We start from the raw sequence: 12,170 nt of genomic DNA, 5'->3' as shown, positions 1-12,170 counted from the left end.
GGGGCGAGCCGCGGTGGGATCCTCGTCAGCGCAGCCCGGCGCCGACGGAACTACAGGTCAGCGCGGGTCAGGCCGAACGACGGCACATCGCGCTGGAGACGCGCCGGAAGTCGACGTGGCGGCGGACCACCAGGCGGATTCCGGTCGAAGTCATGACCTCAGCGTGCCACGCGTCCATGTTGTGGTCCACCTCCATCCGCATGGTGGGACGGGGTCCACAGGACTGGTAAGGGCTGGTAGGTGGGACACTGGAGGCCATGCCCTCCGCCCTGCCCGCCGGTGATCCCGCGCCCCCCGACGGCTCGCTGCCCGCCGCCGCCCTCGCCGGGCTGGGCTCCCGGCCGTTCGGCGTCTACGTCCACGTGCCCTTCTGCGCGACCCGGTGCGGCTACTGCGACTTCAACACCTACACAGCCGGTGAGCTGGGCAGTTCCGCCTCGCCCGAGTCGTGGCTGGAGGGCCTGCGGCGCGAGCTGGACCTCGCCGCGCGGGTCCTGGGCACGCCGCCCCCGGCCGAGACGGTGTTCGTGGGCGGCGGCACGCCGTCCCTGCTCGGACCCGACGGGCTGGCCGCCGTGCTGGACGCGGTGCGCGCCTCGGTGGGCCTGGCGCCGGGCGCGGAGGTGACCACCGAGGCCAACCCGGAGTCGACCTCGCCCGCGTTCTTCGGGGCCATCCGTGACGCGGGTTACACCCGGGTGTCGCTGGGGATGCAGTCCGCGGCCCGGCACGTGCTCGCCGTGCTCGACCGGTCCCACACGCCGGGCCGGCCGGTCGCGGCGGCGCGGGAGGCGCGGCAGGCGGGCTTCGACCACGTCAACCTGGACCTGATCTACGGCACGCCGGGGGAGACCGCCGACGACCTGCGGGCCTCCCTGGACGCGGTGCGCGGCGCGGGCGTGGACCACGTCTCGGCGTACGCGCTGATCGTGGAGGAGGGCACCGCGCTGGCCCGCCGGGTGCGGCGCGGCGAGCTGCCGATGCCCGACGACGACGTGCTGGCCGACAAGTACGAGCAGGTCGACCGGGCCCTGACCGAACAGGGGCTGACCTGGTACGAGGTGTCGAACTGGGCGGCGGACGCGGCGGCGGGGTGCCGGCACAACCTGCTGTACTGGCGGGGCGCCGACTGGTGGGGCGCGGGCCCCGGTGCGCACAGCCACGTCGGCGGCCTGCGCTGGTGGAACGTCAAGCACCCGGCGAAGTACGCGGGGCTGCTCGCGGCGGGCACGTCCCCGGCCGCCGGGCGCGAGGAGCTGTCGGGGGACGACCGGCGCGTGGAGCGGGTGCTGCTGGAGCTGCGCCTGGCCGCCGGGCTGCCGCTGGACGTGCTCGACGCGGAGGGGCGGGCGGAGGCGGAGGTCGCCGCGGCGGACGGCCTGCTCGACCCGGCGGCGCTGGGCGCGGGGCGGTGCGTGCTCACCGACCGGGGCCGGCTGCTGGCCGACGCGGTGGTGCGCAGGCTCACCTGAGCGGGTGGCGGCCGCAGCCGGTCACCCCGGCCGGTCACCCCGGCCGGTCACCCCGGCCGGTCACCTCAGCGAGATCGACGCCGACTCCCCGATCACCCGGTACCCCAGCGGCCCGTACAGGCGGGTCACCTTGCCGTCCGGCTCGGTCTCCAGGAACGGCCGCAGCCCCGCCGCCAGCACCCGCGCGGTGAGCTCCGCGCACACCACCGACGCGATACCCCGCCCCCGGAACGCCGGCAGCACCGCGATGCCGGCCACCTGCGCCAGGCCGTCCCGAGGCGCCGTGTGCGAGCCCGCGCCCACCGGCTCGCCGCCCAGCCGGGCCAGCACCACCACGCCGCCCTCGCGCAGCAGCTCCCGCTGCCGCGCCACGTCCGGCTCGCCCGCCGTCCCCTCGACCCCGAACGCCGTGTTCTGCACCACGCACGCCGCCAGCAGGTCCTCGTCCGAGGTCGCCGGACCCAGCACCAGCCCGGTCGGCGCCTCGGGCACCCGCAGCTCGTCGAGCGCCATCATCGGCAGCAGCTGGTCCACCTCGAACCCGGCCGCCGCCAGCGCCGCGTCCACCGGTGCCGCGGGCCGCAGGTACTCCAGCCGGGGCGTGCGCGAACGCTTGCGGAAGGCCGTGACCAGGTCTTCCACCTCGGCCGCGGTCGGTTCTGCGCCGTCGTCGGGGACCGCGTAGTTCATGAAGGGGTTGTCGCTGTGGGCGTCGAAGTGGGCGAGGAACGGCCCGACGCGCACCGCGCCCGCCCGAATCGACTCGCGCAGGTTGTCCTGGATCCGGGGAAGCACACCGCAGGTTGTCCCACACCCGGCGACCCGGGGCGAACGACTTTTACGAAGATGGCCGCCACCTCCGTAAACTCTGGGTGCAGGGTCCGGCCGGGTGTGGAGGTGGCGCGTGGTGAACGCCGATGAGCGCAGGTTCGAGGTGCTGCGCGCGATCGTCGCCGACTACGTGTCGAACCAGGAGCCGGTCGGTTCCAAGGCGCTCGTCGAACGGCACAACCTGGGCGTCTCCAGCGCCACCGTGCGCAACGACATGGCCGCGCTGGAGGAGGACGGCTACATCACCCAGCCGCACACCAGCGCCGGCCGGGTGCCCACGGACAAGGGCTACCGCCTGTTCGTGGACCGGTTGAGCGAGGTCAAGCCGCTGTCGACGGCGGAGCGCAAGGCCATCCACAACTTCCTGGAAGGCGCCTACGACCTCGACGACGTGCTGCGCCGCAGCGTCCGGCTGCTCGCCCAGCTGACCCGCCAGGTCGCGGTGGTGCAGTACCCGACGCTCAGCCGCTCCACCGTCCGCCACCTGGAGGTGCTGGCCATCACACCGGCGCGGCTGGTGCTGGTGCTGATCACCGACACCGGCCGGGTGGACCAGCGCTCGGTCGACCTCGGCGACGTGATCACCGAGGAGAACGTCGCCCGGATGCGCTCGGTGCTCAACTCGGCCATGGTCGGCAAGCGGCTGGCCGACGCCTCCGCGGAGGTCGCCGAACTGCCCGACCAGGCCCCCGCGGAGCTGCGCGACGCCATGACGCGGGTCAGCACCGTGCTCATCGAATCGCTGGTCGAGCACCCCGAGGAGCGCCTGGTGCTGGGTGGCACGGCGAACCTCACCCGGAACGTGGCAGACTTCCCCGGTTCGCTGCGCCAGGTGCTGGAGGCGCTGGAGGAGCAGGTCGTGGTGCTCAAGCTGCTGGCCGCCGCCAGCGACCCCGGCACGATCCTGGTGCGCATCGGCGAGGAGAACGAAGCGGCGGAGATGCGCAGCACCTCCGTCGTGTCCATCGGCTACGGAAGCCGGGACAACCTGCTCGGCGGCATGGGAGTGGTGGGACCTACCAGGATGGACTACCCGGGCACGATGGCGGCCGTGCGAGCGGTCGCCACCTACGTCGGTGAGATCCTGACCGGGCGGTGACGACGGGGGAACACCGCGGTCCCGCAGGACGTTTCGCAAGCGAGCGAGCGCGTGCCCGAACGCGCCCGCAGGAGGAAACACGGTGGCGAGGGACTACTACGGCACGCTCGGTGTCTCCAAGAACGCGACACCCGAGGAGATCAAGCGCGCCTACCGCAAGCTCGCGCGGCAGCTGCACCCGGACGTCAACCCCAACGAGGAAGCGCGCTTCAAGGAGGTGACCGCCGCCTACGAGGTCCTGTCGGACCCCAAGAAGCGGCAGGTCGTCGACCTGGGCGGCGACCCGTTGGAACCGGGTGGCGGCGGAGCCGGGATGCGCGACCCGTTCGCGGGCTTCGGGCTGGGCGACATCATGGACGCGTTCTTCGGCGCGGGCGGCGGCAGCGGCCGCGGGCCGCGCAGCCGCGTGCAGCCAGGCTCCGACGCCCTCATCCGGCTGTCGATGACGCTGGAGGAGTGCGCCGCCGGCGCCTCGCGGGAACTGACCGTGGACACCGCGATCCTGTGCGACCGGTGCGTGGGCAGCGGCACCGCCGAGGGCTCGTCCCCGGTGCGCTGCGACACCTGCGGCGGCCGCGGCGAGGTGCAGTCGGTGCAGCGGTCCTTCCTGGGCCAGGTCGTCACCGCGCGCCCGTGCCCGGTGTGCCGGGGCTTCGGCGAGGTCATCCCCGACCCGTGCCAGCAGTGCGCGGGCGAGGGCCGGGTGCGCTCGCGGCGCACCATCGCGGTGCAGATCCCGGCCGGTGTGGCCGAGGGGATGCGGGTGCGGCTCGCGGGCCAGGGCGAGGTCGGACCCGGCGGCGGACCGGCCGGCGACCTGTACGTGGAGGTCGAGGAGGTGCCGCACGAGGTCTTCGAGCGCGACGGCGCCGACCTGCACTGCTCGGTGCGCGTCCCGATGACCACCGCCGCCCTGGGCGCGGTGCTGCCGCTCCAGACCCTGGACGGCGAGGAGGAGCTGGAGATCGAGCCGGGCACCCAGCCGAACACCGAGCTGGTGCTCACCGGGCGCGGTATGCCCCGGCTGCGCTCCAGCGGCCGCATCGACGGCCACGGCGACCTCCACGTCCACCTGGAGGTCGTGGTGCCCACCAAGCTCGACACCCGGCAGGCCGAGCTGCTGCGCGAGCTGGCCGTGGCGCGCGGCGAGGACGAGCCGACCCTGGCGCACAACGGCAAGGGCGGCGGCGGGCTGTTCTCCCGGCTGCGCTCCGGTCGCAACCACCGGTGACCCCGCCGGTCTTCCTCGTGACCGCACTGCCCTCCGGCCCGTCGGCGCTGCTCGACGGGCCGGAGGGGCGGCACGCGGCCACCGTGCGCCGGTTGCGCGCGGGCGAGGAGCTGGTGCTCTCCGACGGCTCGGGGGAGCAGGCGCGGTGCGTGGTCACCGAGGTGCTGAGGGACGCCCTCGCGCTGGAGGTCGTCGAGCGCCGGACCGTGCCCGAGCCCGCCGTGCGCGTGGTCCTGGCGCAGGCCCTGGTCAAGGGCGACCGCGGCGAACTGGCCGTGGAGCTGGCCACCGAGGCGGGCGTGGACGCCGTCGTGCCGTGGCGGGCCTCGCGCTGCGTGACCAAGTGGGACGACGGGCCGCGCGGCGCCAAGGCCCTCGAACGCTGGCGCGCCACCGCGCGCGAGGCCGCCAAGCAGTCCCGGCGCGCCCGCGTGCCGTCCGTCGCCGCGCCCGCCTCCACCGCCGAACTCGCCCGGCTGGCCGCCTCGTCCGCGGTCGCACTGGTTTTGCACGAATCATCTTCGTCGGCCCTCGGATCGGTTCCGCTGCCCGCTTCGGGGGACGTGCTGCTGGTGGTCGGACCCGAAGGCGGGATCACCGACGAGGAATTGTCCGCGTTGACCACCGCGGGCGCGCACGCGGTGCGACTGGGCCCTGACGTCCTGCGCGCGTCGACCGCCGCGGCGGTGGCCCTGGGTGCGCTGGGTGTGCTGACCGATCGCTGGCGGTAATGGTTCCCGCCTCTTCTGGCGAATGGCCGACACAGGGGTTACGCTTCTGGCCAGAGGGGTCGCCCCGGTTCGACCGGGAGCGGTCCCCGAACCCCGGACACGCCGGACACCTCCCCCCTCGGTCCGGCGCCGCCGCGTCGTGGTGGGACGACCCCCAGGTCCCACCGCGACGCGGCCTCTTTTTGCGTTCCTCCGATAACGAGGTTTCCTTGCGCATCACCTACGGGGCGCACCCCAGTCAGTTCGCGGAGTTTTCCACCCCGCCCGGTGAATCGTTTTCGGTGATCGTGGTAATCCACGGTGGTTTCTGGCACCAGCGTTATGGGCTCGAACTCGGCCGCCCCCTGGCCGCCGACCTCGTCGCCCACGGCGCCGCCGCCCACAACGTCGAGTACCGACGGGTAACAGGCGGTGGCGGCTGGCCCGCCACCGGTGACGACGTCCTCGCCGCGATCGACGCACTCGACCCCGCCCTCGGCCCCGTGGTCACTCTCGGTCACTCCGCGGGCGGGCACCTCGCCGTGTGGGCCGCCGCCCGCCACCCCCGCGTCGTCGGCGCCGTCGCCCAGGCCGGCGTGCTGGACCTCCTCGGCCACCCCGCCATCACCCGGCGCGCCGCCGAACTGCTCGGCGGCACCCCCGACGAGGTGCCCGAGCGCTACGCCGACGCCTCGCCCACCGCCCTGCTGCCCATCGACAAGCCGATCGTGCTGGTCCACGGCACCGCCGACGAGGACGTGCCCTTCGAGCAGAGCGCCGCGTTCGCCCGCGCCTCCGGCGCCGAGCTGGTCGAGCTGCCCGGCGCCGGGCACCTGGACGTGATCACCGTCGGGACCGGGGCGTGGGCCGCCTGCCGCGACGCCGCCCTGCGCCTGGCCCGATAACCTGCCGCGCATGTCCAGCCTGCCGCGCACGTCCGACTGCCTGTTCTGCCGCATCGTCGCCCGCGAGGTCCCGGGCACCGTGGTGCACGAGACCGACACCACCCTGGCCTTCCGCGACATCACCCCGCAGGCGCCCACGCACGTCGTGCTGGTGCCCAAGGCCCACGTGGAGAACGCCGCCGCCCTCGCCGCCACCGCGCCCGGCGTCCTCGACGACCTGTTCCTGGCCGCGGGCGAGGTCGCCAGGGCCGAGGGCATCGCCGACAGCGGCTACCGGCTGCTGTTCAACACCGGCCGCGACGCCGGGCAGACCGTGTTCCACGCCCACCTGCACGTCCTCGGCGGCCGCGCCCTGGGCCCCCTGGCCTGATCCCCGGGCTTGACCTCGTGGCCTGGGCCCCTGGCCTGATCCCCGAGCCCGACCTCCGGGCCTGGTCCCGGGCCTGGTCCCCCGGACCCGACCCCCTGGGCGCCCGCACCCCTCCCGCCCGGCGGCTTCCCAACTGCGGTGCGCACTGTCGGTACGGGCGGCTAGCATCGACGCAGCAGCCGAGCCCACCCCCGGGCGAGGACGAACGCGCAGGAAGAGGGCCCGAGGCCACGTGGCCGGTACCGCTGACAACACGCCGCAGGCAGGCCGGGACGCGGCCGATGCCCAGTCCAAGTTCGCCGTGCCCGACGGGGCGGTGCTCGCCCTGCTCGGCTCGCGCGACGAGAACCTGCGCCTGGTCGAGGAGCTGCTCGACGCCGACGTGCACGTGCGCGGCAACGAGATCACCCTCTCCGGCCAACCCGCCGACGTGGCCTTCGCCGAACGAGTCTTCACCGAGCTGGTCACCCTGGCCAGCCGCGGCCAGCAGGTCGGCCCGGACACGGTCCGCCGCACCGTCGCGATGCTGTCCGCGGGCACCAGCGAGTCGCCCGCCGAGGTGCTCAGCCTCGACATCATCTCCCGGCGCGGCCGCACCATCCGGCCCAAGACGCTCAACCAGAAGCACTACGTCGACGCCATCGACAAGAACACCGTCGTGTTCGGCATCGGCCCCGCCGGCACCGGCAAGACCTACCTGGCCATGGCCAAGGCCGTGCAGGCGCTCCAGGCCAAGCAGGTCAACCGCATCGTCCTGACCCGCCCGGCGGTCGAGGCGGGCGAGCGGCTCGGCTACCTGCCCGGCACGCTGTACGAGAAGATCGACCCGTACCTGCGCCCCCTGTACGACGCCCTGCACGACATGGTGGACCCCGAGTCCATCCCGCGGCTGACCCAGGCGGGCACGATCGAGGTCGCCCCGCTGGCCTACATGCGGGGTCGGGCGCAGCCGGTGTTCACCGAGGTGCTCACGCCGGGGGGCTTCCGCCCGATCGGCAGCCTCCGGGTCGGGGACCTGGTCATCGGCTCGAACGGCGAGCCCACGCCGGTGCTCGGCGTGTACCCGCAGGGTGAGAAGGACATCTACCGCGTCACCGCCCAGGACGGGGCCTCGACGCTGTGCTGCGGCGACCACCTCTGGACGGTCAGGACCGCGTCCGACCGACGCCGGGACAAGCCGTGGCGGGTGCTGGAGACCAAGGAGATGATCGGCAACCTCCGGGCCGCCCACGCCCGGCGGTACGAGCTCCCCCTGCTCAGCGCGCCTGCCTGCCACCCGGCGCGGGAGGTCCCGATGGACCCCTACGCCCTGGGTCTGCTGCTGGGCGACGGCTGCCCGACGGGCTCCACCACGCCGTCCTCCGCCACCGCCGACCCCGAGTTGGCGGTGGCCCTGGAGGCGGCCCTCCCCGGCGTGGTGGCGCGGCGGAAGAGCCGGGCGGACCACACCCTGAACCGGGTGAGGTCCCCGGGCGACGTCGTCACGTTGGAGAACCCGGTGACCCGGGCGCTGGACCTGCTGGGCACCCGTTCGGGCACGAAGTTCATCCCGGACGCCTACCTGCTCAACACGTCCGAGGTCCGGCTGGCGCTGCTCCAGGGGTTGTTGGACTCCGACGGGGGACCGGTCGTCCAGGCCGGGCGGACCTGCCGCATCCAGTACGCGACCACCTCGGCCCGGCTCCGGGACGAGGTGATCGGACTGGTCCGGTCGCTGGGCGGGATCGCCTACACCCGCACCCGTCCTGCCGGGGGACGGACCCCGGGTCGGGCCGGCGGCCGCGAGGTCGGCCACCGCGACGACGCACACGTCGTCGACATCCGCCTCCCCGAGGGCGTGGAGCCCTTCCGGCTCGCCCGCAAGCGGGACAGGTACCGGGCGGCCGGCGGTGGCGGTCGGCCGATGCGGTTCATCGACAGCATCGAGCCCGCGGGTCGGGCGGAGGCCGTGTGCATCCAGGTGGCGGCGGCCGACTCGCTGTACGTCACCGAGGACCACCTGCTGACGCACAACACGCTCAACGACGCCTTCATCATCCTCGACGAGGCGCAGAACACCACGCCCGAGCAGATGAAGATGTTCCTCACCCGCCTCGGCTTCGGCTCGAAGGTCGTGGTGACCGGCGACATCACCCAGGTCGACCTGCCCGGTGGGCAGCGCAGCGGCCTGCGGGTGGTCAGGGACATCCTCGACGGCGTGGAGGACGTCCACTTCTCGATCCTGACCAGCAGCGACGTGGTCCGCCACCGGCTGGTCGCGGACATCGTGGACGCCTACGAGAAGTGGCAGGTCGAGCAGGACGAGGACGATACCCGCGACCGGGGCGGGCACCACGCCGGACCCGGTGCGAGGTCGCGCGGGCAGCGCCGGGGACGATAGGCGTCGTGAGCATCGAGATCGCGAACGAGTCGGGCGTCGGCGTGGACGAGCCGTCCATCGTGGCCGCCGCCCGGTTCGCCCTGGACCGGATGGGCGTGAGCCCGTTGGCCGAGCTGTCCGTCCTGCTGGTGGAGCTGGACGTGATGGCGGACCTGCACCAGCGCTGGATGGACCTGCCGGGTCCGACGGACGTGATGGCGTTCCCGATGGACGAGCTGGACTCGGCCCGGCGGCCGGACGCGGCGGGGTTGGGTCCGGCGCTGCTGGGCGACATCGTGCTGTGCCCGGACTTCGCCCACGACCAGGCCAAGAAGGCCGGGCACAGCCTGCTGGACGAGCTGCACCTGCTGACCGTGCACGGCGTGCTGCACCTGCTCGGCTACGACCACGCCGAGCCCGCCGAGGAGCGGGAGATGTTCACGTTGCAGAACCGCATCCTGGGTGACTTCCGCACCGCGACGGCCGAGGCGGCGCGCCAGTCGGCCCAGCGGGAAGCGGACTCGAAGCTGCTCGGGGCGGTGGGGCTGGAGGACTCGGACCGGCCCGGCCCGACGGCCTGAGGCGGGTCCGGGATGGGGATGGCGGGATCGACCAGCCTGCTGGTGCTGGCCGTGGTGCTGGTGCTGGGCGCGGGTGTGTTCGCCGCGGCGGACGCGGCGCTGGGCACGGTGTCGAGGGCGCGGGTGGAGGCGTTGCAGCGGCAGGGCCGGTCGGGCACCGGGTCCCTGATCGCGCTGCTGGCCGACCGGCCGCGGCACGTCAACCTGCTGCTGTTGCTGCGGCTGGGCTGCGAGCTGGCGGCGACGGTGCTGGTGACCGTGGTGTGCTTCCGGCTGGTGGACACCGGCTGGGTGGCGGTGCTGGTGGCCGGGCTGAGCATGCTGGTGGTGTCGTACGTGCTGGTGGGCGTGGGTCCGCGCACGATCGGCCGGCAGCACCCGTACGCGGTGAGCCTGGTCGCGGCGGGGCCGATCCGGGTGCTGGGCCGGGTGCTGGGGCCGCTGAGCAGGCTGCTGATCCTGGTCGGCAACGCGATCACGCCGGGCAAGGGCTTCCGGGAGGGTCCGTTCTCCTCGGAGGTGGAGCTGCGCGAGCTGGTCGACATGGCCCAGGAGCGCGGGGTCGTGGACGAGGGCGAGCGGGAGATGATCCACTCGGTCTTCGAGCTGGGCGACACGATCGCGCGCGAGGTGATGGTGCCGCGCACGGAGATCGTGTGGATCGAGTCGGTCAAGTCGATCCGGCAGGCGCTGGCGCTGTCGCTGCGCACGGGGTACACGCGGGTGCCGGTGATCGGGGAGAGCGTCGACGACATCGTGGGCGTGGTGAACCTCAAGGACCTGGTGCGGCTGACGTTGGCGGAGAACCCGAACGGCACGCTGGTGTCGGACGTGATGAAGCCCGCCTCGTTCATCCCGGACTCGAAGCCGATCGCGGACCTGCTGCGGGAGATGCAGCTGTCGCGCAACCACCTGGCGGTGGTGGTGGACGAGTACGGCGGCACGGCGGGCCTGCTGACGATCGAGGACATCCTGGAGGAGATCGTCGGGGAGATCACCGACGAGTCCGACACGGAGGACCGGCCGCCGGTGGAGCACCTGGCGGACGGGTCGGTGCGGGTGAGCGCGCGGTTGCCGGTGGACGACCTGGACTCGCTGTTCGGCACGGAGCTGGACGACCACGAGGTGGAGACGGTCGGCGGGCTGCTGGCGCAGCGGCTGGGGCGGGTGCCGCTGCCGGGCACGGAGGCGGAGATCGCGGGCCTGCGGATGCGGGCCGAGGGCGGCAAGGACGAGCGCGGGCGGATGCGCATCACCACGGTGCTGGTGCGGCAGGGGCGCGAGGACGAAGGCGACGAGGAGACCCCCGGTGAGTGAGCTCGACCCCGAGGACCTGAAGATCATCACGCTCGCGCGGTCGGCGCGGGCGCGGACGGGCGCGGCCGAGGGCGCGGCGGTGCGCGACACCGACGGGCGGACGTACGCGGCGACCACGGTGGCGCTGCCGTCGCTGGCGCTGACCGCGTTGCAGGCGGCGGTGGCGGCGGCGGTGTCCAGCGGCGCCGAGGGCCTGGAGGCGGCGGCCGTGGTGACGGAGGCGGGCGCGGTGGACGCGGACTCGGTGGCGGCGGTGCGGGACCTGGCGGCCGGTGCGCCCGTCCTGCGGGCGGACGCCTCCGGCGCGCTGGTGGAGACCGTCTAGAGCAGCACCCCGGCCCGGCCGAGGTTGTGGTCGTAGTAGGCCGAGAGGGTGGCGGCTGAGGCGCGGTAGACGATCGCCTGGGACGCCGGGTCGAGCACGAGGTAGGCGCCGTCGTAGCCGGCCACGGTCAGGAAGTGCGGCACGTTGCGCCCGGACCAGGGCAGGCTGACCATGTTGCCGGCGAGGACGACGGGCCGGCCGCCGCGCACGTGGGCGAGGGTCCGGTTGAGGTCGTTGAAGACCACGGTGGCGGTGACGCCGTTGCGGGCGAGGGCGCGCTTGACGTCGCCCTCGTTGGTGCCGAACTTGTTCGGGTCGTTCCACGACGGGTCGTAGCCCATGTCGGCGCGGGCCTGGTTGATCGCGGTCACGGGGCGGGAGGCGTTCCAGCCGCGCGGGGTCACCCCCGCGGCGAGCAGGGCGGACACCACGCTGGCGGGGCCGCAGTCCTCGCCCTGGTTGGGCTGGCCGTGGAACTGGGAGACGGGCACCGGCGAGCCGCCCTGGCCGCCGCAGTCGGGCACGCCGGGGATGCGGTAGTCGTGGCCGGTGGACATGTAGGCGTCGGCGAGGTAGCCGCCGAGGGCGGGCACGTGGTCCCACAGGTCGCTGGTGAAGCCGCGGGTGTTGGTCACCGACTGGCCGCGGACCTGGCAGGAGATGTCGACGCGCCGCCCGTCGAACACCAGGCCGAGCGAGGTGCTCGCGCTGGTGGGGCGGGAGCGGACGGTGAGGCCGTCGCCGTCGGTGTTGCCGACGGTGGCGGGCGCGGCGGTGGCCGTGGTCGCGCCGCCGAGCAGGGCGGAGGTGACGAGCACGGGTAACAGCAGCGAGCGGAGCAGGCGTTTCACGGGGATGCCTCCGGGGTGGTGGGTGGTTCACCACCTCGGAGTCGGCGGGGCGGGGAGCGGTTCCCGGCCCGCCGGGACGCTTCGTGGTGGCGAAGCGCGCGGGAGCGGGAGGGCGGGCA

The 12,170-nt window shown here is 73.9% G+C and carries 12 protein-coding genes and 3 pseudogenes; 12 read left to right on the top strand and 3 right to left on the bottom strand.

Features of this window, described 5'->3' with window-relative positions:
- Nucleotides 1-67: 67 nt before the first annotated feature.
- Nucleotides 68-202: a putative leader peptide gene (locus ACFP3R_RS15135; RefSeq protein ID WP_380636655.1), complete on the bottom strand. Its 135-nt coding sequence runs from the start codon at nucleotides 200-202 to the stop codon at nucleotides 68-70.
- A 55-nt stretch (nucleotides 203-257) separates the two neighbouring features.
- Between ACFP3R_RS15135 and hemW the strand changes: the two genes are divergently transcribed.
- On the top strand, nucleotides 258-1,472 hold the full coding sequence (hemW, locus tag ACFP3R_RS15130; protein ID WP_380636652.1) for a radical SAM family heme chaperone HemW: 1,215 nt from the start codon (nucleotides 258-260) through the stop codon (nucleotides 1,470-1,472).
- Between the two features lie 60 nt (nucleotides 1,473-1,532).
- Here the strand turns inward: hemW and ACFP3R_RS15125 are convergent, their stop codons facing one another.
- Nucleotides 1,533-2,267, bottom strand: coding sequence for a GNAT family N-acetyltransferase (locus ACFP3R_RS15125; protein WP_380636648.1), 735 nt, complete (start codon nucleotides 2,265-2,267; stop codon nucleotides 1,533-1,535).
- 109 nt (nucleotides 2,268-2,376) lie between these two features.
- Between ACFP3R_RS15125 and hrcA the strand changes: the two genes are divergently transcribed.
- The 11 genes and pseudogenes from hrcA (at nucleotide 2,377) to ACFP3R_RS15070 (ending at nucleotide 11,200) form a co-directional block, all read left to right on the top strand.
- Nucleotides 2,377-3,402 (top strand): heat-inducible transcriptional repressor HrcA, encoded by a 1,026-nt coding sequence (gene hrcA, locus ACFP3R_RS15120; protein ID WP_380636647.1) that lies wholly within the window; start codon nucleotides 2,377-2,379, stop codon nucleotides 3,400-3,402.
- An 82-nt stretch (nucleotides 3,403-3,484) separates the two neighbouring features.
- Nucleotides 3,485-4,633 carry a molecular chaperone DnaJ gene (gene dnaJ, locus ACFP3R_RS15115; RefSeq protein WP_380636646.1) on the top strand — a complete coding sequence of 383 codons (1,149 nt, stop codon included), beginning with the start codon at nucleotides 3,485-3,487 and terminating at the stop codon, nucleotides 4,631-4,633.
- The gene (locus tag ACFP3R_RS15110; protein ID WP_380636644.1) at nucleotides 4,630-5,364 is read left to right on the top strand and encodes a 16S rRNA (uracil(1498)-N(3))-methyltransferase; all 735 of its coding nucleotides are present in this window, start codon (nucleotides 4,630-4,632) and stop codon (nucleotides 5,362-5,364) included. Before dnaJ ends, ACFP3R_RS15110 begins: the two co-directional genes overlap by 4 nt.
- A gap of 281 nt (nucleotides 5,365-5,645) precedes the next feature.
- On the top strand, nucleotides 5,646-6,248 hold the full coding sequence (locus ACFP3R_RS15105; RefSeq protein ID WP_380636642.1) for an alpha/beta hydrolase family protein: 603 nt from the start codon (nucleotides 5,646-5,648) through the stop codon (nucleotides 6,246-6,248).
- Between the two features lie 10 nt (nucleotides 6,249-6,258).
- Nucleotides 6,259-6,618, top strand: coding sequence for a histidine triad nucleotide-binding protein (locus ACFP3R_RS15100; protein ID WP_380636639.1), 360 nt, complete (start codon nucleotides 6,259-6,261; stop codon nucleotides 6,616-6,618).
- A gap of 232 nt (nucleotides 6,619-6,850) precedes the next feature.
- Nucleotides 6,851-7,561: pseudogene (locus tag ACFP3R_RS15095) on the top strand (PhoH family protein); the annotation flags it as partial.
- A pseudogene (locus ACFP3R_RS15090) lies at nucleotides 7,550-8,365 on the top strand (LAGLIDADG family homing endonuclease); the annotation flags it as partial. The pseudogenes ACFP3R_RS15095 and ACFP3R_RS15090, both read left to right, overlap by 12 nt.
- Nucleotides 8,366-8,632: 267 nt before the next feature.
- A pseudogene (locus ACFP3R_RS15085) lies at nucleotides 8,633-8,998 on the top strand (PhoH family protein); the annotation flags it as partial.
- A 5-nt stretch (nucleotides 8,999-9,003) separates the two neighbouring features.
- The gene (ybeY, locus tag ACFP3R_RS15080) at nucleotides 9,004-9,558 is read left to right on the top strand and encodes an rRNA maturation RNase YbeY (RefSeq protein WP_380636637.1); all 555 of its coding nucleotides are present in this window, start codon (nucleotides 9,004-9,006) and stop codon (nucleotides 9,556-9,558) included.
- Between the two features lie 18 nt (nucleotides 9,559-9,576).
- The gene (locus ACFP3R_RS15075; RefSeq protein WP_380636635.1) at nucleotides 9,577-10,875 is read left to right on the top strand and encodes a hemolysin family protein; all 1,299 of its coding nucleotides are present in this window, start codon (nucleotides 9,577-9,579) and stop codon (nucleotides 10,873-10,875) included.
- Nucleotides 10,868-11,200: a cytidine deaminase gene (locus ACFP3R_RS15070; RefSeq protein WP_380636632.1), complete on the top strand. Its 333-nt coding sequence runs from the start codon at nucleotides 10,868-10,870 to the stop codon at nucleotides 11,198-11,200. Before ACFP3R_RS15075 ends, ACFP3R_RS15070 begins: the two co-directional genes overlap by 8 nt.
- Here ACFP3R_RS15070 and ACFP3R_RS15065 read toward each other — a convergent pair.
- The gene (locus ACFP3R_RS15065) at nucleotides 11,197-12,051 is read right to left on the bottom strand and encodes a C39 family peptidase (RefSeq protein ID WP_380636631.1); all 855 of its coding nucleotides are present in this window, start codon (nucleotides 12,049-12,051) and stop codon (nucleotides 11,197-11,199) included. The genes ACFP3R_RS15070 and ACFP3R_RS15065 overlap by 4 nt on opposite strands.
- Nucleotides 12,052-12,170 lie beyond the last annotated feature (119 nt).

The organism is Saccharothrix lopnurensis (genome assembly GCF_042658445.1).
GTDB classification, from domain to species: Bacteria; Actinomycetota; Actinomycetes; order Mycobacteriales; family Pseudonocardiaceae; genus Actinosynnema; species Actinosynnema lopnurensis.
This window is presented reverse-complemented; position numbering and strand designations above follow the sequence as displayed.